This window comes from Amaricoccus sp., assembly GCF_017995835.1.
Taxonomy (GTDB): domain Bacteria; phylum Pseudomonadota; class Alphaproteobacteria; order Rhodobacterales; family Rhodobacteraceae; genus Amaricoccus.
Map to the genome: position 1 here is coordinate 5,141 of NZ_JAGOID010000021.1, position 24,280 is coordinate 29,420.

Annotated in this window: 24 protein-coding genes; 11 read left to right on the forward strand and 13 right to left on the reverse strand. The window is 70.8% G+C overall.

The genetic code is table 11. From position 1 onward, the window contains the following. Nucleotides 1-221 precede the first annotated feature (221 nt). A complete protein-coding gene (locus tag KBA23_RS05420) occupies nt 222-1,472 on the forward strand; it encodes a hypothetical protein (protein ID WP_290737625.1) in 1,251 nt (416 codons plus the stop codon). Nucleotides 1,473-1,476: 4 nt separating this feature from the next. On the opposite strand, the gene rpoH is transcribed toward KBA23_RS05420, so the two are convergent. Then, entirely contained in the window at nt 1,477-2,373 is an 897-nt protein-coding gene (rpoH, locus tag KBA23_RS05425; protein ID WP_290737628.1) for an RNA polymerase sigma factor RpoH, read from the reverse strand. 77 nt (nt 2,374-2,450) lie between these two features. Beyond that, a complete protein-coding gene (locus KBA23_RS05430; protein WP_290737630.1) occupies nt 2,451-3,482 on the reverse strand; it encodes a pseudouridine synthase in 1,032 nt (343 codons plus the stop codon). On the opposite strand from KBA23_RS05430, the gene KBA23_RS05435 reads away from it, so the two are divergent. From KBA23_RS05435 to KBA23_RS05465, 7 genes are all read left to right on the forward strand, one after another. Further along, entirely contained in the window at nt 3,481-3,813 is a 333-nt protein-coding gene (locus KBA23_RS05435; RefSeq protein WP_290737632.1) for a DUF6476 family protein, read from the forward strand. The genes KBA23_RS05430 and KBA23_RS05435 overlap by 2 nt on opposite strands. Before the next feature lie 64 nt (nt 3,814-3,877). Further along, nucleotides 3,878-4,306 (forward strand): hypothetical protein, encoded by a 429-nt coding sequence (locus KBA23_RS05440; RefSeq protein WP_290737635.1) that lies wholly within the window; start codon nt 3,878-3,880, stop codon nt 4,304-4,306. Between the two features lie 108 nt (nt 4,307-4,414). After that, nucleotides 4,415-6,370 carry a DNA primase gene (gene dnaG / locus KBA23_RS05445; RefSeq protein ID WP_290737638.1) on the forward strand — a complete coding sequence of 652 codons (1,956 nt, stop codon included), beginning with the start codon at nt 4,415-4,417 and terminating at the stop codon, nt 6,368-6,370. An 83-nt stretch (nt 6,371-6,453) separates the two neighbouring features. Next, nucleotides 6,454-8,511: an RNA polymerase sigma factor RpoD gene (gene rpoD, locus KBA23_RS05450; RefSeq protein ID WP_290737641.1), complete on the forward strand. Its 2,058-nt coding sequence runs from the start codon at nt 6,454-6,456 to the stop codon at nt 8,509-8,511. 200 nt (nt 8,512-8,711) lie between these two features. After that, a complete protein-coding gene (locus KBA23_RS05455; RefSeq protein ID WP_290737644.1) occupies nt 8,712-8,963 on the forward strand; it encodes a hypothetical protein in 252 nt (83 codons plus the stop codon). An 83-nt stretch (nt 8,964-9,046) separates the two neighbouring features. Continuing rightward, nucleotides 9,047-9,301 carry a type II toxin-antitoxin system Phd/YefM family antitoxin gene (locus tag KBA23_RS05460; RefSeq protein WP_290737647.1) on the forward strand — a complete coding sequence of 85 codons (255 nt, stop codon included), beginning with the start codon at nt 9,047-9,049 and terminating at the stop codon, nt 9,299-9,301. After that, the gene (locus KBA23_RS05465; protein ID WP_290737650.1) at nt 9,298-9,552 is read left to right on the forward strand and encodes a Txe/YoeB family addiction module toxin; all 255 of its coding nucleotides are present in this window, start codon (nt 9,298-9,300) and stop codon (nt 9,550-9,552) included. Before KBA23_RS05460 ends, KBA23_RS05465 begins: the two co-directional genes overlap by 4 nt. A gap of 120 nt (nt 9,553-9,672) precedes the next feature. On the opposite strand, the gene ilvC is transcribed toward KBA23_RS05465, so the two are convergent. Further along, entirely contained in the window at nt 9,673-10,695 is a 1,023-nt protein-coding gene (gene ilvC / locus KBA23_RS05470; protein ID WP_290737654.1) for a ketol-acid reductoisomerase, read from the reverse strand. Nucleotides 10,696-11,181: 486 nt separating this feature from the next. Then, entirely contained in the window at nt 11,182-12,084 is a 903-nt protein-coding gene (locus KBA23_RS05475; RefSeq protein ID WP_290737657.1) for an ROK family protein, read from the reverse strand. 123 nt (nt 12,085-12,207) lie between these two features. On the opposite strand from KBA23_RS05475, the gene KBA23_RS05480 reads away from it, so the two are divergent. From KBA23_RS05480 to KBA23_RS05490, 3 genes are read left to right on the forward strand one after another with little or no spacing between them, the layout of a single operon-like run. Continuing rightward, a complete protein-coding gene (locus tag KBA23_RS05480) occupies nt 12,208-13,110 on the forward strand; it encodes a glycosyltransferase family 92 protein (RefSeq protein ID WP_290737660.1) in 903 nt (300 codons plus the stop codon). Between the two features lie 3 nt (nt 13,111-13,113). After that, entirely contained in the window at nt 13,114-13,956 is an 843-nt protein-coding gene (locus KBA23_RS05485; RefSeq protein ID WP_290737663.1) for a glycosyltransferase family 2 protein, read from the forward strand. Next, nucleotides 13,953-15,065 carry a hypothetical protein gene (locus KBA23_RS05490; RefSeq protein ID WP_290737666.1) on the forward strand — a complete coding sequence of 371 codons (1,113 nt, stop codon included), beginning with the start codon at nt 13,953-13,955 and terminating at the stop codon, nt 15,063-15,065. The genes KBA23_RS05485 and KBA23_RS05490 overlap by 4 nt, the downstream gene beginning before the upstream one ends. A 7-nt stretch (nt 15,066-15,072) precedes the next feature. On the opposite strand, the gene KBA23_RS05495 is transcribed toward KBA23_RS05490, so the two are convergent. From KBA23_RS05495 to rpsO, 9 genes are all read right to left on the reverse strand, one after another. After that, nucleotides 15,073-15,840, reverse strand: a complete 768-nt coding sequence (locus KBA23_RS05495) for a TIM barrel protein (protein ID WP_290737668.1) — start codon at nt 15,838-15,840, stop codon at nt 15,073-15,075. Next, complete coding sequence (locus tag KBA23_RS05500; RefSeq protein ID WP_290737671.1) at nt 15,837-16,487, reverse strand: aldolase; 651 nt, start codon at nt 16,485-16,487, stop codon at nt 15,837-15,839. Before KBA23_RS05500 ends, KBA23_RS05495 begins: the two co-directional genes overlap by 4 nt. A 61-nt stretch (nt 16,488-16,548) precedes the next feature. Then, nucleotides 16,549-17,814, reverse strand: coding sequence for a 3-oxo-tetronate kinase (otnK, locus tag KBA23_RS05505; protein WP_290737674.1), 1,266 nt, complete (start codon nt 17,812-17,814; stop codon nt 16,549-16,551). Continuing rightward, the gene (gene ltnD, locus KBA23_RS05510; protein ID WP_290737677.1) at nt 17,811-18,698 is read right to left on the reverse strand and encodes an L-threonate dehydrogenase; all 888 of its coding nucleotides are present in this window, start codon (nt 18,696-18,698) and stop codon (nt 17,811-17,813) included. The genes otnK and ltnD overlap by 4 nt, the downstream gene beginning before the upstream one ends. A 58-nt stretch (nt 18,699-18,756) precedes the next feature. Next, nucleotides 18,757-19,917 carry a glycosyltransferase gene (locus KBA23_RS05515; RefSeq protein ID WP_290737680.1) on the reverse strand — a complete coding sequence of 387 codons (1,161 nt, stop codon included), beginning with the start codon at nt 19,915-19,917 and terminating at the stop codon, nt 18,757-18,759. Continuing rightward, on the reverse strand, nt 19,914-20,606 hold the full coding sequence (locus tag KBA23_RS05520) for a sulfotransferase family 2 domain-containing protein (RefSeq protein WP_290737683.1): 693 nt from the start codon (nt 20,604-20,606) through the stop codon (nt 19,914-19,916). The genes KBA23_RS05515 and KBA23_RS05520 overlap by 4 nt, the downstream gene beginning before the upstream one ends. Nucleotides 20,607-20,610: 4 nt before the next feature. Continuing rightward, a complete protein-coding gene (locus KBA23_RS05525; RefSeq protein WP_290737686.1) occupies nt 20,611-21,339 on the reverse strand; it encodes a sulfotransferase domain-containing protein in 729 nt (242 codons plus the stop codon). A 261-nt stretch (nt 21,340-21,600) separates the two neighbouring features. Then, a complete protein-coding gene (gene pnp / locus KBA23_RS05530; RefSeq protein WP_290737689.1) occupies nt 21,601-23,724 on the reverse strand; it encodes a polyribonucleotide nucleotidyltransferase in 2,124 nt (707 codons plus the stop codon). 216 nt (nt 23,725-23,940) lie between these two features. Beyond that, nucleotides 23,941-24,210 carry a 30S ribosomal protein S15 gene (gene rpsO / locus KBA23_RS05535; RefSeq protein WP_290737692.1) on the reverse strand — a complete coding sequence of 90 codons (270 nt, stop codon included), beginning with the start codon at nt 24,208-24,210 and terminating at the stop codon, nt 23,941-23,943. Nucleotides 24,211-24,280: the final 70 nt, after the last annotated feature.

Consider the following 24,280-nt stretch of genomic DNA (forward strand, 5'->3'; position numbering starts at 1 on the left):
CGCCCCCGCGCACGCCTGACCTCGATCGAGCAGGTTGAGCAATACCCGGGCGAGGCCCCGCGACGGCATGCGGTCGGCGAAGATCCTGTCCATCTCGCACCAACGCGACGCCTTTTCCACCCGGAGTGCTGGCGCTCGCCTCGGGCGAAAGGCCGATGCCGCTCACAAGCTATGAACGGTCGCGCCGCCGTGGTATGATCAAGTATTCGAAGGGGGAAAGCATGCCCCGAAACCTGATTGCGCTTCTGCTGCTCGTCTTCTGCTGCCTTTCGTCCCGCGCCAGCGCGAGCTGCGAGGCGATCTCGCCTGGACTCTTCGACAAGCTGCGCGCCACGGCGACCACCATCCAGGCGGCCGCCGACCTTCCACCGATGACCCCCTTCGATCTGCCGGTCACGGTCTCGCTGGTCGGTCGCCACGGGTCCGAGGTCGGCTACTACGCCTTCGCGCGGCGGACGGACCTGGCCGACGCCCCGATCGAACCCGCTACGATCGGCAGCGTGGTCGCGTCCTCGGACGGCGCCCGGACCGAGGTGACGCTGCGCGTCAGTCCGCCCGCGGGGCAGTCCTTTCTCCGGCAGGCGACCTACCAGATCCTCGTTCTCGCCTGCCGCGCCTCGCCGGGCGGTCGAACCGGCCCGCTCACGCTCGACGCAGGCGGCGCGCCGCCGCCAGAACTCGTGGCCTTCGTCGGCGCCGAGCGCACCTTCTCGACCTGGTTCAGCGGCATCGTGTGGGCGCTCGCCATCCTGGCGCTCGGCGCCCTGCTCATGATCCTGTGGGCGCGCCACCTCGGTCAAAGCAGCGGCGGGTTCGGCCGCGGCCTCAAGCTTCTCTTCGCCGACTTCAGCGGGCGCGTCAGCCTCGCCCGGTTCCAGCTCTTCGTGTTCTTCGCCGCCGTTCTCGGGACCGTCGCCTACGTCTTCGGGCGCACGCGTGAACTCAGCGACCTGTCGCAGGATGTCCTGCTCCTGCTCGGCATCACCGCGGTGAGCACGACGGCGGCGACGATCGGCGACGTCAACAAGAACCGGCTGACCTGGAGCAACTGGGTCTGGCTGACGAAACAGGGCGCGTTCCCGGACGCCAGGACCTCCAAGCTCAGCTGGTTCCAGCTCGTGAGCACCAGCGGCGGCTTCGACATGTACCGCTTCCAGGCGCTCATGTTCACCCTGCTGGTCGCGCCGACCTTCGTCATCATGTCGGTCTACGCGCTCGGCGAGGCGCGCATCCCCCAGGGGATCCTCGCCGTGCTCGGCCTCAGCCAGGCGACCTACATCGTCGGAAAGGTGTTCGGCCCGCCCACGATCGCCGAGTTCGACAAGCAGATCACCGACTACCGCAAGAAGCTGGAGGACGGGACGGCGAAGGCGGCGGACCGCGAGGAGCTCATGGCCGCGTTCGCCACCGCCCTCGACGAGGCATGGGACAATCCCGCGCTCCTCGCGACCCCGCCGCCGCCGTCGACCTAGGCGCTCAGTTCACCGCCGGCACCATGCCGCGCTCGGCGGCGAGTTCGCGCATCTTCTTCTGGAGCTTCTCGAAGGCGCGGACCTCGATCTGGCGGATGCGCTCGCGGCTGACGTCGTATTCCCTGGACAGATCCTCGAGCGTCACCGGCTCGTCCTTGAGCCGCCGCTCGGTCAGGATGTGCCGCTCGCGCTCGTTGAGGCTGCCCATCGCCTCGAGCAGCAGCGCCTGCCGGTTCTCCAGCTCGTCGCGCTCGGCATAGGCCATCGCCTGGTCGGCGTCCTCGTCCTCCAGCCAGTCCTGCCATTCCGCCGTGCCCTCGCCGTCGCCCTTGATCTGGGCGTTGAGCGAGGCGTCGCCGCCGGCCATGCGGCGGTTCATCGAGATCACGTCGCCCTCGGAAACGTTGAGGTCGTGCGCGATCCGGGCGACGTTCTCCGGGCGCAGCTCACCCTCCTCGATGGCGCCGATCTTGTTCTTCGCCTTGCGCAGGTTGAAGAACAGCTTCTTCTGCGCCGCGGTGGTGCCCATCTTCACGAGGCTCCACGAGCGCAGGATGTATTCCTGGATCGAGGCGCGGATCCACCACATGGCGTAGGTGGCGAGGCGGAAGCCCTTTTCCGGGTCGAAGCGCTTGACCGCCTGCATCAGGCCGACGTTCGCCTCGGAGATCACCTCGGCGGTCGGCAGGCCGTAGCCGCGGTAGCCCATGGCGATCTTGGCGGCGAGGCGCAGGTGGCTGGTGACGAGCTGGTGCGCCGCGTCCTTGTCGCCGTGATCCACCCAGGCCTTGGCCAGCATGTATTCCTGCTCGGGCTCGAGCATGGGAAACTTGCGGATCTCGGACATGTAGCGCGACAGCCCCTGCTCGGGGGACGGCGCCGGCAATCTGGTGTAGCTCACGAAACTCCCTCCGGGCGCGCTCGGATCGCGCCGCCTCTTAACGCATAGTATAGGTCAGTCTACGGAACCTTAAACGCTCAGGCGCCCCGGATCCGTCGCAAGTGAGTTAACAGTTCCGCGAGGTCGGGCGGCAGATCGGCCTCGAAGCGCATATCTGTCCCGGTCCGCGGGTGGCGGAACCCGAGCGAGGCGGCGTGCAGCGCCTGGCGCGGGAACCCGGCGAGAACGGGATCGCCGGAGCCGCGCCGCCGGGCATAGACCCCGTCGCCGACGAGCGGATGCCCCGCATAGGCGAGATGCGCCCGGATCTGGTGGGTGCGCCCGGTCTCCAGCCGGCATTCCACCAGCGCCGCCTCCGCCCCACCGGTGGGCCCGAAGCGTTCGAGCACCCGCGCCCGCGTCACCGCGTGCTTGCCCCCCTCGGCGAGCACCGCCATGCGCTTGCGGTCGGCCGGATTGCGGCCGATCCGGGTCGCGAGCTTCAGGACGCCGCCCGGCTCCCAGCTCACGCCGGGCAGCCCGGCGAGGCGCGGGTCGGACGGCTCCGGCGCGCCCCGGGTCACCGCGAGGTAGCGCCGCTCCAGCGTGTGCGCGGCGAACTGCGCGGCGAGGCCCTGATGGGCGGCGTCGTTCTTGGCCACGACGAGCAGGCCCGAGGTGTCCTTGTCGATCCGGTGCACGATGCCCGGCCGGATGCGGCCGCCGACGCCCGACAGGCTCTCGCCGCAATGGTGCAGCAGCGCGTTGACCAGCGTGCCGGCCTGCGCCCCCGGCGCCGGATGCACGACGAGCCCCGCCGGCTTGTCGATGACGATCAGGTCGTCGTCCTCCCAGGCGATGACGAGCGGGATATCCTCGGCCTCGGCCAGCGTCGGGGCCGGCGGTGGCAATGCGACCTCGACCTCCTCGCCGCCCGACACCCGCAGCCGCGGATCGCGCAACGTGGCGCCGGTCGCGGCCATGCGCACCGCGCCCTCCTCGATCAGCCGTTGCAGGCGCGTGCGGCTCAGGCCCGCGCCGTCTGGCGCGGCGACCGCCAAGGCCCTATCAAGACGCTCGCCGGGCAGATCCGGCACGACGATGCGCAGCGTTCGGGAAGGCAGCGACATGTCGGCTTCGACCTCCGGCGGCGACAGCGGCGCCGAGCCCCCGGGACTGCGCCGGCTCCGCCGCCTGGTGACGGCGCTGACGCTCACCCTGATCGTGGGCGTCATAACCGTGGTCGCGCTCCTTGTCATCCGCCTGTCCGACCTGGCGCCGGCACAGCCGCTGCTGCCGCCGGCGCTGGCGCTGCCGGAAGGCGAAACCGCCGCGGCCGTCACCTTCGGCGCCGGCTGGGTCGCCGTGGTCACCGTGGACGGCGAGCGCCGCGAGCGCATCCGCGTCTTCGACGCCGACGGCGGCGCGGTCGCCGAAATGGAGATCGACGCCGCCGAATAGCGCCCCGTCCGCCCGTCGCTTCCGGACCCCGGACCTCGACCCGCCCGGCGCTTCGGCGGGGACGATGCTCGCCCGGTGTCTGGGTATCCTCGACCCCGAGATGGCGTTCCAGCGCGAGGAGTACGACCCCTACGCCCCGCGCCCGACCGACCCCGAGGGCCTGCGCCGCCTCGCCGAGCTCCAGTCCTGCCTGCGCCTGATGACGATGAACGAGCTGATGCGCCGGCTCTGGCGCGACGGCCAGCTCGACGCCGCGCAGTCGGAGGCCGCCGTGAACTGCCTGCGCGCCATCATGGTCCAGCCGGCCGTCGCCATGCGCCTTCTCGCCGACCTCGCGACGCGCGTCCTCGGCCTCGCCTATCCCGAGCGGCCGCCGCGCCGCCGCCGGGGCGATTCCCCGCCGCGTCCCCGCGCCGGGAGCCGCGCGGCCAAGCCCTCCCGCGCCCGTCCGCCCGCCGCCCCCGGGGAGCCGGACGCGCTGGCCGGGGAATAGTCGGATGCGCACGATCATGCATACGGTTTGTGCATGGATTGTGCATGGGTCGTGCATGCCCGCCCGGGCGCCCTTGCCAAGGGCCGGCGTCGACCCGATATTGCGGCGATGTCCCTCCCGCCCGGCTTCCTCGACGAACTCCGAGGTCGCGTCTCGCTGGCGCGCGTGGTGGGGCGGAAGGTCTCGTGGGATCCGCGCAAGACCAACGCCGCCAGGGGCGACTACTGGGCCGCCTGCCCCTTTCATCAGGAAAAGTCGGCCTCGTTCCACGTCGATGACGCCAAGGGCTTTTACTACTGCTTCGGCTGCAACGCCAAGGGCGACGCCCTCACCTTTCTGCGAGAGACCGAGAACCTCGACTTCATGCCGGCGGTGGAGCTTCTCGCCGCTGAGGCGGGAATGCCGATGCCCGCCCGCGACCCGGGCGCCGCCGCCCGCGAGACCCTCCGCGCCGGCCTAGCCGAGGCGATGGAGGCCGCCGTCCGCTTCTACCGGCTGCAACTCGCCACCACCCCCGCCGCCGAAGCCCGCGCCTACCTCCAGCGCCGCGGCGTGACGCCGGAGACGCAGGCCCGTTTCGAGCTCGGCTATGCCGGCCGCGACGGCAAGGCGCTGTTTCGCGCCCTGACCGAGAAGGGCTTCGCGCCGGCCATCCTTGTCGAGGCGGGCCTCTGCCGCAAGCCGGACGACGGCGGCGCGCCCTACGACCTGTTCCGCGACCGCATCCTCTTCCCGATCCGCGACGCCCGTGGGCGCGCCATCGCCTTCGGCGGCCGGGCGATGGATCCGGGCGCCAGGGCCAAGTACCTCAACAGCCCGGAGACCCCGCTCTTCGACAAGGGCCGCAGCCTCTACAATGTCGGGCCCGCCCGCGCCGCCGCCGGCAAGGCCGGCGGGCTCGTCGTCGTCGAGGGCTACATGGACGCGATCGGGCTGACCCAGGTCGGGATCGCCCATGTCGTCGCGCCGCTCGGCACCGCGATCACCGCCGACCAGCTCCAGCTGATGTGGCGCATCACCGACGAGCCGGTGGTGGCGCTCGACGGCGACGCGGCCGGCCAGGGGGCGGCGCAGCGGCTCGTCGACCTCGCCCTGCCGCACCTCGCCGCCGGCAAGGGCCTGCGCTTCGCCATGATGCCGCCGGGACAGGATCCCGACGACGTGGCGCGCGCCGGCGGCCGCGCAGCAGCGGAGGCGCTCCTGGCCGCCTCCCGGCCGATGATCGACCTGCTCTGGGAACGCGAGACGGCCGAGGCCGGCATGCTCGACAGCCCCGAGCGACGCGCGGCGTTCGATGCGCGCCTGCGCGCCCACCTCGCCCGCATCGCCGACCCTTCGATCCGCGCCCACTGGCAGGCGGAGATCCGCGAGCGCCGCGCGGCCCTCTTCGCCCCGGTCCGCAAGCCGGCCGCCGGAGCGCGCCCCGCCCGCGGCGCGGGTCCTCGCCGCGGCTTCGCCGCCGCGCCGCCGGTCGGGGCCGAACCCACGACCCGCGCCTCGCTCCTCGCGCGGCCGGAGGCGGCGGCCGAGGCGGAAGCGCGCATCCACGAGACGGTGATCCTCGCCGGCTGCCTCGCTCACCCCGAAATCGCCGCCCGGTTCGAGCATGCGCTCGACCGCCTCGAGTTCCGCTGCGCCGACCTCGCCGCCATACGGGACGCCCTCCTTGCCGCGATCGTCCGCGCGCCGGACGATCCTTCCCCCGCGGTGGCGGCGCGGCTCGGCTTCGACCCCGCCCCCCGCCTGCGCGCCACCGGCACGCTCCCCGCCGCGCGCCGCCTCCTCGCCGACCCGGCGCAGGCCGAGCGCGCCGTGGCCGAAGCGATCGACCGCCACGCAGCCTCGGGCGGACGCGCGGTCGAGGTGCGCGAGGCCGAGCGCGCGGTCGCCGGGGCCGCCGACGAGGGCCTGACCTGGCGCCTGCGCGAGGCGGCCGACGCCGCCCACGCCGCCGTAACCCGACCCCTCGCCGAGGTCGCTTCCGAATCGGAGGACGAATCTGCCCTGAGCAGGGGGTTGCAAAACCTCATCGATCAACAAATCTGGAAGAAGCGTCACCCCTGAACCGCATTGCGAATCGCCGATTCGTGAACCAAAACGAAAGCCGCCAGGCTAGCGCAACCTAGGCGTGCATCAGGAGCACCTCGATGGCCGGAAAAGACGAAGCCGGAAAGAAGCCCGAGGAGGGAGCCGAGCATCCGGGCGCCATGCTCGACATGAGCCAGGCCGCGGTCAAGAAGATGATCGCGACGGCGAAGGCGCGCGGCTACATCACGCTCGACGAGTTCAACGAGGTCATGCCCCAGGACCAGGTGAACTCGGAACAGATCGAGGACGTGATGGCCATGCTCAACGAGATGGGCATCAACGTCATCGACGCCGAGGAAGGCGAGGAGGAGGAACGCGCCGCCCCGGAGGCCGAGGCCGAATCGGGCTCGCGCGAACTCGCCATGCCCACCGTGTCCGGCGAGGCGCTCGACCGCACCGACGACCCGGTGCGCATGTACCTGCGCGAGATGGGCACGGTCGAGCTTCTCAGCCGCGAGGGCGAGATCGCCATCGCCAAGCGCATCGAGGCGGGGCGCAACACCATGATCGCCGGGCTCTGCGAGAGCCCGCTGACCTTCCAGGCGATCACGGTGTGGCGCGACGAGCTCCTCGACGAGGCGATCATGCTGCGCGACGTGATCGATCTCGAGACCACGTTCGGCCAGTCGATGGAGACCGACGACGTCGAGGGCGTGCTGCCGACGGGCCGGCAGGAGCCGGCCGAGCCAAGCGACGAGACGCCGCGCCCGCAGGCGTCGGCTCGCCCGGAGCCGGCCCGCGCGACGCAGGCTCGCGACGACGACGATCCCGACCTCGACATCACCGACGTCGGCGGCGGCGGCACGGTGCGCGAGGAGGAGCCCGACGAGGACGAGGAGGCCGGCGCCCTGTCGCTCGCCGCAATGGAGGCGGCGCTGAAGCCGCAGGTTCTCGAGACCCTCGACCGCATCGCGTCCGACTACGTCCGCCTCGCCGAGATGCAGGACAGCCGCATGTCGGCGACCCTGAACCAGGACGAGAGCTTCACCTCGACCCAGGAGCGCGAGTACCAGCGCCTGCGCGGCGAGATCGTCGAACTCGTCAACTCGATGCACCTGCACAACAACCGCATCGACCAGCTCGTCGACCAGATCTACGGCATAAACCGCCGGATCATGACGCTCGACGGCCAGATGGTGAAGCTCGCCGACCAGGCCCGTGTCAGCCGGCAGGAGTTCCTGCACGAATACCGCGGCGCCGAACTCGAGCCCGGCTGGCTCGATCGCGTCGGCCGGCTGAAGTCGCGCGGCTGGGACCAGCTCGCCAACCGCTATCGCGACAAGGTCGAGGAGACCCGCCACGAGATGGCCGAGGTCGGCCAGTATGTCGGCCTCGACATCTCCGAGTTCCGCCGCATCGTCAACCAGGTGCAGAAGGGCGAGAAGGAGGCCCGCCAGGCCAAGAAGGAGATGGTCGAGGCCAACCTGCGCCTCGTGATCTCCATCGCCAAGAAATACACCAACCGCGGACTCCAATTCCTTGATCTCATTCAGGAAGGCAATATCGGCCTGATGAAGGCGGTCGACAAGTTCGAGTACCGCCGCGGCTACAAGTTCTCGACCTACGCGACGTGGTGGATCCGCCAGGCGATTACACGCTCGATCGCCGACCAGGCGCGGACGATCCGCATCCCCGTCCACATGATCGAGACGATCAACAAGCTGGTGCGGACGGGGCGACAGATGCTCCACGAGATCGGCCGCGAGCCGACGCCTGAGGAGCTGGCCGAGAAGCTGCAAATGCCGCTCGAGAAGGTCCGCAAGGTGATGAAGATCGCCAAGGAACCGATCTCTCTGGAGACGCCGATCGGCGACGAGGAGGACAGCCAGCTCGGCGACTTCATCGAGGACAAGAACGCGATCCTGCCGCTGGAGAGCGCCATTCAGGGCAACCTGAAGGAAACGACGACGCGGGTGCTGGCGTCGCTGACCCCGCGCGAGGAGCGGGTGCTGCGCATGCGTTTCGGGATCGGCATGAACACCGATCACACGCTTGAGGAGGTGGGTCAGCAGTTCTCGGTGACGCGCGAGCGGATCCGACAGATCGAGGCAAAGGCGCTGCGTAAGCTGAAGCACCCGAGCCGGTCGCGAAAGCTGCGGAGTTTTCTGGATCAATGAGCTAAAATACTGACTGGGCCAAAATGCAGGTCTTCCTGACTGTACTATCTGGAACGCTTGTTTTCGTTTTAGGACAGATTTTTCTGAAGCTTTTCATTGAACCTTGGCAGAGCCAACGGGAGGTTATTTCGCGCGCGGCCGTTGCATTGGACAGATATAGTGCCGAGATCGGGACTCCCGGCGTAGGACAGAGGTCCTCGATGGATGAGGCCGCCACGGAACTGCGACGCTGCATGGCTGACTTGTCCACAGGACCAAACAGCATTCCGTTCTACGACAAGCTGCACCGCATCCTGAACTTGCCCAGCAAGGAGGATTTGCGCGTAGCGCAGCGGAATCTCTGGGGGCTGTCGAATTCTGTCTATGACTCGGGCAACGCTGGCTCGGCCGCCGGGAGGCGTCAGAAGATTGAGAGTGCACTGAAGGTGAAGACTTGGGGCTCCGAGGGGTGAAGTCCGCAGCACGTAGGGTGGGTGATTTCACCCACCTCTTGCAACCTTGACAATACGTACGCAATCCCGTACATCTGAGAGTCATGAAAACCCTCTCCTCCACCGAACTCCGCGCAACCCTTTCCACCGTCATGGACCAGGTAAATGACGACCACGAGCCGGTCATCGTCACCCGCGCCAAGGGCAAGTCCGTGGTCATGGTCTCGCTCGAGGACTGGGCCTCGATGGACGAGACGACCTATCTGCTGTCCAGCCCGGAGAATGCGCGAAGGCTCCGGGAATCCATCCGCCAGTTGAACGAGGGCAAGGGCGTCGTCCGCGATCTGATCGAGGAATGAATCTCGCCTTCGACCCGCACGGCTGGGATGACTATCTTCACTGGCAGGCGACCGACAAGGCGACGCTGCGCAAGCTGAACGGGCTCATCCGCGAATGCCTGCGCCATCCCTTTGAAGGGACGGGCAAGCCCGAGCCGCTCAGGGGCGACCTCGCCGGCTTCTGGTCGCGCCGCATCGACCGCGAGCACCGCCTCGTCTACCGCGTCACCCCGACGGCCATCGAGATCGTCCAGTGTCGCTATCACTACTAACGCGCAAGATAATGTATAAAAATCCGCGCATTAGACTCTGATGCGCGTAGCCGCGCAACCGCCGTGCAACGCCTTCGTCGACCCGGCCGCGGGGCGGCCGGACCGTCGAGCCCCGAAGCCTCAGTTGCGGGCCTTGTCGACCATCTTGCCCTTGGAGATCCAGGGCATCATCCCGCGCAGTTTCTCGCCGACCTGCTCGATCTGGTGATCGTCGTTGCGGCGGCGAGTGGCCTTGAAGAACGGCTGGCCGACCGCGTTCTCCGCCATGAAGTTCGAGACGAACCGGCCGGTCTGGATGTCCTCCAGCACCGCCTTCATCCGCGCCTTGGTCTCCTCGCGCGGCAGGATGCGCGGACCCGAGACGTACTCGCCGTACTCGGCGGTGTTCGAGATCGAGTAGTTCATGTTGGCGATGCCGCCCTCGTAGATGAGGTCGACGATCAGCTTCACCTCGTGCAGGCACTCGAAATAGGCCATCTCGGGCTCGTAGCCGGCCTCGACCAGCGTCTCGAAGCCCATGCGGATCAGCTCGACGAGCCCGCCGCAAAGCACCGCCTGCTCGCCGAAGAGATCGGTCTCGCACTCTTCCTTGAAATCGGTCTCGATGATGCCCGACCGGCCGCCGCCGATGCCCGAGCAGTAGGACTTGCCGATCTCGAGCGCGTTCCCGGACGCGTCGTTGTGGACCGCGACGAGGCACGGCACGCCGCCGCCCTTGACGAACTCTCCGCGGACGGTGTGGCCGGGGCCCTTCGGCGCCATCATGATGACGTCGACGGTCTGCTTCGGCTCGATCAGGCCGAAATGCACGTTGAGGCCATGGGCGAAGGCGATCGCCGCGCCGTCGCGGAGGTTGTCGTGGATCCAGCGGCGATAGGCGTCGGCCTGCAGTTCGTCGGGCATCGTCATCATCACGAGATCGGCCCACTTCGCGGCTTCGGCGATCTCCATGACCCGGAGCCCCTCGGCCTCGGCCTTGCTCGCCGAGGGCGAGCCGGCGCGCAGCGCCACGACGACGTTCTTCACCCCGCTGTCGCGGAGGTTGAGGGCGTGGGCGTGACCCTGGCTCCCGTAGCCGACGATCGCGACCTTGCGGTCCTTGATCAGATTGATGTCGCAGTCGCGATCATAATAGACCCGCATGGCGTCCTCTTCCCCCGTTTCTCAGGCCGGAGCCCGTCTAGGTGAGGCACGGGGCGAAGTCTAGATCGGTTTTGCCGCCGCTCCGGGTCGCGTGCGACGCAAGGGGACCGATCCCCTTCAGGCATTCATACTGGCGGAAACCCTATCGAGCAGGCGCCTCCCCGCCAAAGGGTGGGGAGAGAGAATAGGACTCGCGGCCGCCTGCGGCCGCTCCGTCAGGTCGGCCGCAAAGGCGGCCGACCGTCAGCGCCGTCCGAGCGGGGGGCGCGCTCGCGCGCCTCCCCGAGGACGGCGCTCCCCCCGGGCCCGCGGCAGCGATCCACACGGCGCGGACACGACCCCGATCGGCTCATACCGGCGGGCGCATGAAACGACTCGTGGACCTTTTTTGACCTAACACTTTTATCGTTCGTACTCAGGTAGTTAGCCTATCTATCACGCGTGTTAGCCCGTGTTGCGCCGGGTGGCCTGGTAGACTCGCCGGTATCACAGCCAGGCGGCGCCGCGCACCCCGGAGCTGTCGCCGTGCCGGTTCGGCACGAGCCGGGTGGCGAAGCGCGGACCGAAGACATGGGCGGCGATCCTGCCCGGCACCGACTCGTAGAAGCGCGCGACGTTGGAGAGGCCGCCGCCGAGAACGATCACGTCGGGGTCGAGCACGTTGACGATCAGCGCCAGCGAACGTCCGAGGCGGTCCTCGAAGCGCAGGATGGTCTCCTCGGCCGCCGCCTCGCCCCCCTCGGCGCGGGCGACCACCTCCTGGGCCGGCGGCGCGTCCTCGGGATCGATCCCGACGCGGCGGGCGTAGTCGGCGGCCAGGCTGCGCCCGGACAGCCAGGCCTCGGTGTGGCCGGGTGTCCCGCAGGAGCAGATCGGTCCGGGGCGCTCGTCGGCGAGCGGCGTCGGCAGCGGAATATGGCCCCATTCGCCACCGATGGCGTTCACACCCTCGACGAGCTGGCCGCGTACCACGACCCCGCCGCCGACGCCGGAGCCGAGGATCACGCCGAACACCACCTGCGCGCCGACGCCGGCGCCGTCCACCGCCTCGGAGAGCGCGAAGCAGTTCGCGTCGTTGGCGATCTTCACCGGCCGTCCGAGCGCGTTGGCGAGGTCCTGCTGCAACGGCCTGCCGTGCAGCCAGGTCGAGTTGCCGCCATGGACGACGCCGCTGTCGCGGTCGACGGCGCCGGGGACGCCGATGCCGACGCGCTCGATCGTGCCGCCTGCCTCCTGCTCCAGCCGGCGCATCAGATCCTCGATGGCGACGAGGCAGCCCGCATAGTCGTGACGCGGAGTCGGCACGCGGGCGCGGGCGCGTTCCGCGCCGTCTGGCGCCAGCACGATCCCCTCGATCTTGGTGCCGCCGAAATCCAGTCCAAGCCGCATGGCGCTCCCCCGAGCCGGGTCCGGTCCTCTGTAGCGGGCCGGGCGGCCCCCGCGCAACGCCCCGCGCTTTGCCAAGCCGCCAATGCGGTGCTATTCGGGCGGCCGCTTGGGGGAGGCGCCGCAATGCTCCGGTCGACGATCGGCCGCCTGTGGAAGATCGGCCGGATCGGGATGGTCCCGCCTGCGCCCGAGCCCGGCCGCGCCGGGCTCGCCGTCGCGCTCGTGGTCCGCAACGAGGCCGCGCATGTGCGGGAATGGGCCGAGTTCCACGCCGCCGCCGGGGTCCGGGCGTTCCTCGTCTACGACGACCGCTGCACCGACGCGACGATCCCGGTCCTGCGCGAGACGCTCGGCGACCGGCTGGTGGTGACGCCGTGGCGTCAGCGGCTGTCCGACGCGGGGCTCGAGCGCGAGATCCACAACCAGGCGCTCGCCTACGCCCATGCCGCCTCGAACTTCGGCGGCGCCTTCCGCTGGATGGCGTTCATCGACGTCGACGAGTTCCTCGTCCCCAGGCAGGCCCTGGACCTCGATGCGGCGCTGGCCCATCTCGGCGAGGAGGTGGCCAACGTCTCGCTGCCCTGGCACATGTTCGGCCATTCCGGGCACGCCACGCCGCCCGAGGGGGGCGTGCTGCGCAGCTACCTGCGGCGCGCGGCCGATCCGATGACCGACCTGCGTGGCGTGCGGGCCTTCAAGTGCCTCGTCGATCCCTGCCGGCTCGTGGGCGTCGGGGTGCACACGATGGAGACGGGCGGCGGCCTTACCTGGAACGATCGCGGCGAGCGGTTCCGGCAGAGGGACCGCGAGGCGCGCGGCTTCTATTCCACCGACCACGTCCAGCTAAACCACTACTACGCCCGCTCGAAGTCCGAGCTGGAGGCGAAGATCGGCCGGGGGCCGAACCTGGCGTCCAAGGCGCCGGAATACCGGCGCAAGGTGCTGCGCACGGTGGCGAACATCGAGAAGGACGAGGTCGAGGACCGCGCGGCGCTGGATTATCTCGCCCGCAGCGGCCAGATTTAGGCGATGAGATCAGAGCTGATCGTCTCGACCTACGAGAACCCGCGGGCGCTGGCGCTCTGCCTCGCCTCGGTGGCGCGGCAGCGGGTCATGCCGGACGGGATCGCCATTGCCGACGACGGCTCGGGCCCGGCGACCAAGGCGGCGATCGACGCCTTCGCGGCCACGAGCCCCGTGCCGGTGCGTCACGTCTGGCAGGAGGACGCGGGCTTTCGCAAGGCGGCGATCCTCAACCGCGCCATTGCGACCTCGGAGGCGGATGTCCTGATCTTCATCGACGGCGACATGATGATCCACCCGGACTTCGTCGCCCGCCACCTGGAGCTCGCCCGCCCGGATCGCTGGTCCTCGGGCAGCCTGATCCGGCTCGACGCCGAGGCGACGGCGGCGGTGACCGAGGCGGACGTGGCCTCGGGCCGGGTGTTCGAGATCGGCTGGCTCAGGGCCAACCGGGCGATCGACCGGCCGGGGACGTGGCTCAAGGCGATGCCGTTCCCCCGTCCCGCGATGGCCGCGCTCGACGTCCTCAGCCCGGTGCAGCGCGCCTGGGGCGGCGGCAACGCCTCCGCCTTCCGCGCCGCGATCCTGAAGGTGAACGGCTTCGACGAGACGATGCGCTGGGGCGGCGGCGACAAGGAGATGGGCGTGCGCCTGACCAATGCCGGGGTGAAGGGACGGCACCTGCGCTTCACCGCGCCCCTCGTCCATCTCGACCATCCGCGCGGCTACGCCGATCCGGCGCACAAGGCGGCGAACAAGGCGCGCATCCGGCGCATCCGCCGCGAAGGCGTGGCCTGGACGCCGGACGGGATCGTCAAGGCCCCTGCCCCGTCGCAGCCCGCGCCATGACCGACGCGCGCATTGACGCGTTCTCGCCCATCGTGCTGCCGGAAGCCCTCGGACTGCGGCGGGCGCCGGTGATCCCGCTCGCCGACCGTCCCGAGAACCACGACGCCCGCTATGACGCGCTCGGGCTCACGCACGACGTGGTGCACGTCGCCGAAGCGGGCGTGGTGCGGCTCTACGGGCCGCCGCCCCTCGACCTCGCGCCGGCCTATCGGGAGGGCGCGTTCCGCCTCGACGGCCGGCCGGCGCGGCTTCGCCGCCTGCGCCGGCGCCGGCGGTATTCGGTCGCGGAGTTCGCCGCGCCGACGCGCCCGGAGCGCCTGTCGCTCGCCGTCCGCGGCTGGGAGACCGAGGTTCCCGTCCGCTCCGACGCCGACTGCGCGCCCTTCGCCGGGCGCAACGTGCTCCTGACGCTCTCCAAGGACAACGCGCTCGACTGGGTGCGCGACTGGGCCCGGTTCCACGCCGGCGAGCACGGCGCGGACGCCGTGCTCTTCCTCGACAACGGCTCGGACGCCTATCCGCCCGAGGCCATCGCCGAGACGCTCGCCGGCGTCGCCGGGATCGAGGTCGTCCGGGTGGCGCGGATCGACCGGCCCTACGGGCCGATGCCGCTGCGCGGCTCCAGGAGCCGGGCGATGTTCCTGCAAACCGCGCTCCTCAACCTCGCGCGGGTGCGCTGGCTGTGGCGGGCCCGCGCCGTCCTGCAGATCGACGTCGACGAGCTGGTCGTCGGCCGCGACGGGCGCAGCGTCTTCGACGTGACCGCGAATTCGCGCGCGGGCTGGGTGAAGTTCCGCGGCCTGTGGCGCACGCCGATGGGCGAGCACGAGCCGCCGCGCCATGCCGACCACTGGGGCGTGCTCGACGACGGCAAGCCCTGCCCGGCGAAGTACTGCATCGTGCCGTCCGGGCGGATGCGGCGACACTCGTGGAACGTCCACAATCTCGACCTGGTGCCGTTCTCGCGCCGGTTCGAAAGCGACGCGTTCCACTACCTGCACTGCCGCGGGATCACGACCCGCTGGAAGCGCGAGCATTCCCGGCAGGATGTCGGGTCACGCCCCGCCGACGCCGCGACCCGGGCGCTGCTCGGGCACGCGCTCGGCTGACGCCGCGCTACCGCCCGCGGGCGCGAGCGAGCCAGCCGAGGCTGGCGTCGGTGTCGCCGCCGGGGCGGTATTCGGCGCCCACGGGCGCGGTCCAGCCGAGGCGGTCGATCTCGGGCAGAAGCCAGGCATGGTCGAGTTCGCCATGGTCGGGCGGCCCGCGGTCGGGGACGGCGGCGATCTGGATGTGGCCGGTGAGAGGCAGCAACGCCGCGAGGCGGCGCGTCAGGTCGCCCTCCATGATCTGGAGGTGGTAGCAATCGAACATGAGCTTGAGGTTCGCGAGCCCCAACTCGCGGATCAGCGCGGCCGCCTGCGCCGAGTTGGCGAGGAAGTAGCCCGGCGCGTCGTAGTGGTTGAGCGGCTCGATCAGGATGGCGATCCCGTGCGGCGCGGCGGCGGCGCAGGCATGGCGCAGGTTCCCGGCAAAGGTCTCGCGGGCGCGCGGACCACTGGTGTTCCCCGCCATGACGTGAACCGCCCTCGCCCCGATCTCGGCGGCATAGGCGACCGCCTGGTCGATCGAGGCGCGCGCCTCGGCCTCGCGGCCCGGCAGCGCGGCAAGGCCGTTCTCGCCCCGCCCGACGTCGCCGCGCACCGTGTTGAGCCCGAGCATCGGCAGGCCGGTCTCCGCGAGCGCGGCGCGGACCTCCGCGGCCGGCGTATCAAAGGGCCAGTGGCACTCCACCGCGTCGAAACCCGCGGCCTTCGCGGCGCGGATGGCGGCCGGGAGCGGCCGGTCGGTCCAGAGAAAGCCGAGATTGGCGGAGAACTTCATGCGTCCCATTCCACGTCGAAGCGGTCCACCACCGCGCGGACCTGATCCGGGGTGAGGGCGCGGGGCTTCATGCCTCGGGTGAGGAGCGCGAGGCGCGCCGTGTCCTCGAGCTCCTCGATGGCGTTGCAGGCGGCCTCCACGTCCCGCCCCGCCACGACCGGGCCGTGGTTGGCGAGCATCACCGCGGCGCGCCGGCCGGCGAGGCCGCGCACGGCCGCGCCCATCGACGGGTCGCCGGGCAGGAAGAACGGCAGCAGCTTCACCCGGCCGAGCTTCATGATCGCGTAGGGCGTCAGCGGCGGCAGGAAGTCGTCCGGGTTGACCTCCGCCAGCAGCGAGAGCGCGACGGCATGGCAGGAATGCAGGTGCACCACCGCGCCCGCGCTGGAGCGGGTGTCATAGAAGGCGCTGTGGAGCGGCATCTCCTTGGTCGGCGGGTCGCCCCCGATCAGTCGCCCGCCCTCGTCGAAGCGGCTCAGCCGGGCGGGGTCGAGCCGCCCGAAGCTCGCGCCGGTCGGCGAGACGAGCAGCCCGCCGTCGGGCGTGCGCGCGGAGATGTTCCCGGTCGATCCGCCGGTGAGCCCCCGGTCGAACAGGGACCGCGCCAGCGTGCAGACGAGCTCGCGCAGGGCGGCTTCGGCGCTCATGCCCGCGCCGCCCGACCGGCCCCGGATCGGGAGACCGGGACGCAGGGCGCATCGGTCGCCCTCATCGGTCGAGCGCGGCCAGCGCGTCGGCGAAGAAGGTCTCCGCGCCGAAGTTGCCGGACTTGAGCGCGATCGCGATGGGCCGCCCGGCGCTCGTGGCGAAGCACCAGGGAACCCCCGGCGCGATCTCCGGGCCGACCGCGAGGCGGTCGACGCCGAGCGCCCTCGCTACCGCGCCGGACGTCTCGCCGCCCGCGACGACGATCCGGCGTGCGCCGCGGTCGCGGGCGGCGACGGCAAGCGCCCCGAGCGCCTCCTCGACGATCTCGCCCGCCCGCGCCACGCCGAGCGCGGCCTGGGCGTCGCGGACCTCGCCGGGCTCCGCCGTGGCGTAGACGAGCGGCGCCGGGTCGGGCGCCTGCGCCGCCAGCCACGCCAGCGCGGCCCCGGGCCCCTCGGCGGCGAGCGAGCGGGGGTCGAGCCGATACGCCGGCGCGCCGGTCGCCCGCCAGGCGGCCACCTGGCGGTTGGTCATCGCCGAGCAGCTTCCCGACAGGATCACCGCCCCCGGCCCCGGCGCCGGCGGACGCGCCTCGGTCGCGGCGCGGACGAGCAGCCCCGCGCGCAACCACGCCTCCGCCAGCGGCAGGGCCACGGCGCTGCCGCCGGTCAGCAGCGGCATGTCGGCGCAGGCCGTGGCGATGGCGCGCAGATCGTCGTCCGCCACCGCGTCGACGACCACGTGCGCCACCCCGTCCGCCGCCAGCGCCGCGAGGCGGGCGCGCAGCGCCGCCGGCCCGCGGGCGACCACGCGGCGCTCGGCGAGCCCGACGGGCCGCGTCACCTGCGGCGCGAGAAGGCGCACGAGGTTCGAATCCCGCATCGGCGTGAGGGGATGGTCCTTCATCGGGCTCTCGGCCAGCGGCTGCTCGCCGACGAAGAGCACGCCCATGTAGACCGACCGGCCGTTCTCGGGGAATGCCGGGCAGTAGATCGTCTGTGTCGCGCCGAGATCGGCCATCAGCGCCTCGGCCACCGGGCCGATGTTGCCCTGCGGCGTCGAGTCGAAGGTCGAGCAGTATTTCCAGTAGAACCGCGTCGCCCCGGCCGCCCGCAGCCAGGCGAGCGCGGCGCGGGTCTCCGCCACCGCCTCGGCGACCGGCGCCGTCCGGCACTTGAGCGCGATCACCTCGACCGGCGCCGCCCCCTCCGGCGACCCCTCGGGCACGCCCATGCGCAGCGAGACCGGCGCGCCGGATCGGGCGAGCAGGCCCGCGAGGTCGGTGGAGCCGGTCAGGTCGTCGCCGATGCAGCCGAGGAAGGTCATGGGTCGCCGGGAAGCGTCAGCCCGGCGTTGCGGGCGTAGACCTTCGCCACCGCCGCGTCGTCCTCGCGCCCGAGCCCGGATCCGGAGGCGGCGAGGAACTGTTGCAGGGCGGCGGCGGTCAGCGGCGCGGAGAACTTCGCCGCGCGTGCGATGTCGAGCACGATGCCGAGATCCTTCGGCCAGATATCGACGGCGGAATGCGGCGTGTAGTCGCCCGACGCCACATGCGGCGCGCGGTTCTCCAGCATCCAGCTGGCGCCGGCGCATTGCGGGATCACCGCGAGGAAGGCTTCGGGCGTGACGCCTTGCGAGATGCCGAAGGTGATCGCCTCGGCCATCGCGGCGATGTGCACCCCGGCGAGGAGCTGGTTGACCGCCTTCATCGCCGAGCCGGCGCCGGCCGCGTCGCCGAGCTCGAACACCTTCGCGGCCGTGGCGTCGAGGACGGGCCGGGCCGCGGCGAAGGCCTGCGGCGTGCCCGAGGCCATGACCGAGAGCGCGCCGGAGGCGGCCTTGACCGAGCCGCCGGAGATCGGGGCGTCGAGGTAGAGCAGGCCGCGCTCGGCGCAACGGGCCTCCATGGCGCGGGCGAAATCCGGGGCCACGGTGGCGCAGCCGATGACGACCGCCCCCGTCCGCAATCGCGGCGCTATCCCGTCCGCGCCGAAGAGCGCGGCCTCGGTCTGGGCGGCGTTGAGGACGACGACGACCACGGCGTCGAGGTCGGCGGCCGGAACGGGACCGGGCTGGCCGCCCTCGGCGCGGAGACGCTCGACCTGAGCGGGGACGACGTCGGCGCCCCAGACCCGACAGCCCGCGCGCAGCAGCGACGCCGCCATTCCGTATCCCATCGAGCCGAGCCCGATCACCGCGACGTCGGTCATTCCCGTTCCTCCCGTTGCGCGGGAGCCTATCGGGGCCGGCGGCGCTGATGCAAGCGGATCAGCGGCGAACGGCGGCGCGGATGATCTCCTCGATGCGGCGGTGCAGGACGCGGGTGTCGAACTGCGCGATCGCCCGGGCGCGTGCGGCCTCGGCGAGGCGGAGGCGCAAGCCGTCGTCGGCGAGGACGGAGCGGAGCGCGTCGGTGTAGCCGTCGAGGTCGCCCTCGGGGACGAGGAGGCCGTCGGCCCCGCTCGTCACCGCATCGGGGATGCCGGCGTGGATGGTGGAGATCACCACCGCGCCCGAGGCCATCGCCTCCTGGATCGCGATCGGCAGGCCCTCCTCGTTGCCCTCGGCGTCGGTGACGGAGTGCTGGAGGAACACCGACGCGCGCGCCATCCTCTCGCGCACGACAGTGTGGGGCTGGAGGCCGAGGAAATGCACGTGGCCGGCGAGGCCGAGGCGGTTGGCCTCGGCGCGGGCGGGCTCGATGAGCGGGCCGTCGCCGATCATCTCCAGCCGCCGGGTCGGGAAGTCGGAAGCCGAGCGCGCGAAGGCGGCGATGGTGGTGAGCGGAGCCTTCTTCGGGATCATCCGCCCGACCGCCAGCAGCAGGTCGGGATCCTTCTCCGCCGGCGAGAACAGGTCGGTGTCGACGCCGGAGGGGATGACGTGGCTGTTCGGATGCCTCAGCCCTTTGGCCGCGAGGTTGTCAAGGAGCGACTGCGAGACCGAGAACCACCCGGCGAGGCGCGGGATCGCGGCGCGATACGAGGCGACGCGCAGCGGCGAGGAGAGCCGCTTCGAGGCGTCGAAGCCGCGGAAATAGACGAAGACCGGGATGCCGAGCGCCTGGCCGATCGGCGCGAAGCTCGACCCGAGATGGCCGAACTCGGCGAGGATGGCGAAGCAGCGGTTCGCGCGCAGGAAGTCCTCCACGCGCGCGCGAACCCGGCCGAAGGGCACCCCCGACGCCCGCCAGCGCAGGGTGTTCCAGGCCTTACCGAGCTCGAGCTCCGCCCGCGGCGCGAGGCCGGGCGGGCGGCGGGTAACGTGGAGCATCGGCTTCTCGGTGGTGAAGCCGGGCTCGACGGAATAGCAGACGATGGCGGTCTCACCGCCGAAAAGCTCGTTGATGTGGCGACGCTGCGAGATCTCGGTCGACTTGCCGACCACGCTCGTCACGATCGCCAGCCTGCCTGCGGGCGCCGTCGTCATGGCGCGGCCTCCACGGCGGCGAGCGAGGCGAGGAGCGCGTAGTCCTCGGCGTAGGTCTCGCGGATCAACTCGTCGGTCTCGGGCGCGCAGGCGACCGGGATCGGCGAGGAGCGGCGCTCGTGAAACAGGCCGGGGGTGGGCGGCGTGCCGGTCGTGGCGTCGATCCAGCGGAAGACGGCGTCGAGGCCGTCCTCCAGCCGGAACAGGCGATGGCGCGGATCGACGAACGCCGCCTGCGGTCGGATGTGGTTCGAGAGCGTCCACGGGTCGCGGGCGTACTCGGCGAGGATGCGCGTCGCCCAGAGGTCGAAGTCGAGATACTCCGCCCGGCCGCCGAGGCGGGCGAGATAGGTCGGCCGGCCCGCCGCGCGGTTGCGCGCCAGCCGCGCCAGCCCGAGCGGGCGCAGCTTCGGCCGCAGCGGCTCGGCCCGCATCCGGAACTCGGAGATCAGCCGCTGCTTGGGGTCGCGCAGCACGGCAAAACCGGCGTCATATGCCCCCGGCGGCACGATCTCGGCCCAGGCCTCGCGGTGGAGGTGCTGGACCGGCACGCGCGCCCAGCCCTTGCCCTGCCCGTGCAGCGCCAGATCGGCGCCCTTGGCGCGGAGATAGGCCTCGACGCTGGTCCCGCCGGTCTTGGGGACGTGGACGAAGAACAGCGTGGTCGCGCCGATGCGGGCGAGCGGCATCGTCTCAGACCTCGAAGCCGTGGGCGGCGGCGATGTCGCGGGCGCGGGCGACCGTCCCCGGCGCAAGCTCGTCGGCGTAGCCGCCGACCTTGCCACGGCGGGCCTTGAAGGCGCCCTCGTCGCGGGTGCGGTCGGGCTTGAGGAAGCTCGTAGCTTCCTCGGCGCGGGCGGCCTCGCGGGCGCGCATGTTCTCGAAGCTCTTGTCCTCGACCGCCTCGGCGAGGCCGGAGGCGTCGCGGCCGAGCCAGGAAAGGATGCGGCCGAAGCCGGCCATCGGGTCGGCGCGCAGCTCCTCATAGCTGACCACGAGACTGTCGTCGCGCCCCGCGAGGTGGTCGAGCCAGGCCCGGTTGAAGCGGCAGATCTTCTCGACGCCGTAGTTCGGGTGCAGCACGAAGGCGTCGATCGACCGGGGCGGCAGACGGCCCTCGAGCCACAGCGGCACCAGACGCTGCCAGTACTTCAGCGTCCCCGGCGCGAAGTCCTTGCTGTTGACCTGGTGAAAGAACGACACCGCCGTGTCGATCGGGTTGCGATGCAGAAAGAGCGTCGGCCGGTCGGCGTGCCCGGCCGCGACCGCCTCGAACGGCCGGCCAAGCTCCTGCTTGCGGCTCCCATGCCCTGCATGGGTGAAGCGCGTCGGCGCGCCGACGCGCTTCAGCACCGCCTTGACCCAGGTCCGTCCCGACTTCGGGAAGGAGATGCCGATCGGCTCGCGGCTCGTGTCGCTCAAGCGTTCCCCCAATCGCCCGGCCTTGCGCGCGGCCGGTTCCGTCGGCGGGACAGTCGCAGAGGCGGGAGGCAGATTCAACGCCGCGAGGCGACCGGCGCCGGCGGAAGAGCCCGGTCCGCGCCGAATCCCTGTGGCGAGGCTCCGCCGCCGCGAGGATCGCGCGATCGAAGCATCTCACGAAAGCGAGGAGCAACGACCGGAACGAAAAGCGGCCCGCTTTGGGCGGGCCGCTCCTGTCGTGATCGGGATGTACGCCCCGCGTCAGGCGTCTTCCCTGATCTCCTGGCCGGTGGCCTGGTCGACGGCCTTCATCGACAGGCGCACCTTGCCGCGGTCGTCGAAGCCCATCAGCTTCACCTTCACGTCCTGGCCCTCGGTCAGGATGTCCTTCGGGTGAGTCACCCGGTCGGCCGAGAGCTGGCTGACGTGGACGAGGCCGTCGCGCTTGCCGAAGAAGTTAACGAACGCGCCGAAGTCCATGATCTTGACCACCTTGCCGGTGTAGATCCGGCCGACCTCGGGCTCGTCGACGATGGCGGAGATCAGCTCGCGCGCCTTCTCGATCGCGGCGCCGTTCGGCGAGGCGATCTTGATGGTGCCGTCGTCGTTGATGTCGACCTTGGCGCCCGATTCCTCGACGATCGAACGGATCACCTTGCCGCCCGACCCGATCACCTCGCGGATCTTGTCCACCGCGATCTGCATCGTCTCGATGCGCGGCGCGTGGGCGGAGAACTCGGTCCGCCCGGAGGTCAGCGCCTTGGCCATCTCGCCGAGGATGTGCATCCGGCCGTCGCGGGCCTGGGCCAGCGCGGTCTCCATGATCTCGGGCGTGATGCCCGCGACCTTGATGTCCATCTGGAGCGAGGTGATGCCCTTCTCGGTGCCCGCGACCTTGAAGTCCATGTCGCCGAGATGGTCCTCGTCGCCGAGGATGTCGGTGATGACCGCGTGGCGATCGCCCTCGAGGATCAGGCCCATGGCGACGCCCGCCACCGGCGCCTTCAGCGGCACGGCGGCGTCCATCATCGAGAGCGACGAGCCGCAGACGGTGGCCATGGAGGACGAGCCGTTCGACTCGGTGATCTCCGAGACGACGCGAATCGTGTAGGGGAAGTCGGTCGCCGCCGGCAGCACCGCCTGGAGCGCGCGCCAGGCGAGCTTGCCGTGGCCGATCTCGCGCCGGCCCGGGGAGCCCATGCGGCCGGTCTCGCCGACGGAATACGGCGGGAAGTTGTAGTGGAGCAGGAAGTTCGCCCGGCCGGAGCCGTGCAGCGCGTCGATGATCTGCTCGTCGTCGCCGGTGCCGAGCGTGGTGACGACCAGCGCCTGCGTCTCGCCGCGGGTGAAGAGGCTCGACCCGTGGGTGCGCGGCAGCACGCCGACCTCGGCGAGGATCGGGCGCACGGTGACGAGATCGCGCCCGTCGATGCGGCGGCCGTGGTCGAGGATGTCCCAGCGCACGACGTCGGACTCAAGCTTTTTGATGACCGTGTCGAGCGAGGGGTCGGCCTGCTCTTCCTCGGTCAGGCCGGCGCGGATCGTCGCCTTGGCGGCCGCGACCGCGTCCTGGCGCTCGAGCTTGTTGCGCACGCCGAAGGCCGCGCGCATCGCCTCGCCGCCGATCGCCTTCGCCCGCTCGTAGAGCGCGGAATAGTCGGCCGCCTCGAAGGCGAAGGGCTCCTTGGCCGCCTCTTCGGCCATGTCGATGATCAGGTCGATCACCGGCTGCATCTGCTCGTGGCCGAACTTGACCGCGCCGAGCATCTCGGCCTCGGAGAGCTCGTAGGCCTCGGACTCTACCATCATGACCGCGTCCTTGGTGCCGGCGACGATCAGGTCGAGCCGCTGCTCGGGGTTGTCGCGCAGCTTCTCCATGTCGTCGACGGCCGGGTTCAGCACGTATTCGCCGTCGACGAAACCGACGCGGGCGCAGCCGATCGGCCCCATGAACGGCACGCCCGAGAGCGTCAGCGCGGCCGAGGCAGCGATCATGGCGACGATGTCGGGGTCGTTCTCCATGTCGTAGGAGAGGACGGTCGCGATGACCTGGACCTCGTTCTTGAACCCGTCGATGAAGAGCGGGCGGATCGGCCGGTCGATCAGGCGCGACGTCAGCACCTCCTTCTCCGACGGGCGCGCCTCGCGCTTGAAGAAGCCGCCCGGGATCTTGCCGGCGGCGTAGGTCTTTTCCTGATAGTGCACGGTCAGGGGGAAGAAGTCCTGGCCCGGCTTCGGCGCGCGGGCGTAGACCACGGTGGCCAGCACGCTGGTCTCGCCATAGGTGGCGAGCACGGCCGCGTCGGCCTGGCGCGCGATTCTCCCCGTTTCGAGCGTGAGCGTGTCGTGGCCCCACTCGATCGATTTCTTGACGATGTTGAACATGTTTCTTCCTTGCGTGCCGGCGTCGCCCCCTGGCGAACGCCGGTTGTGCGGGCCGTTGCCCGCGAAACCCCTGGATCACCTCATGGACTTGCCCTCGGGGTCGGGGAGGGGGTCCGGCGTGCATGCGGACGGGAAACGCGGGTCCAGCCCGGCGCGCCGTCCCGCGCCCGGACAAAGGCGAAGCGCGCCCCCTCGGGGGCGCGCTCGGGTCAGGCTCTAGCGGCGGATGCCGAGTCGCTGGATCAGCGACTGGTAGCGCGGCTCGTCCTTGCGCTTGACGTAGTCGAGGAGCTTGCGCCGCTGCGAGACCATCTTGAGGAGGCCGCGGCGCGAGTGATTGTCCTTGACGTGGGTCCGGAAGTGCTCGGTCAGCGTGTTGATGCGGCTGGTCAGGATCGCGACCTGCACCTCGGGCGAGCCGGTGTCGCCGGCCTTGGTCGCGTAGTCCTTGATCAGCTTCTCTTTCACGTCTGGCGTGATCGACATCGGGGGGGCTCCCTTTCGCTCGGGATTGCGTAAACCTCGCCTCCTGCGGCCGCGGCCGGGATGTCGTCCA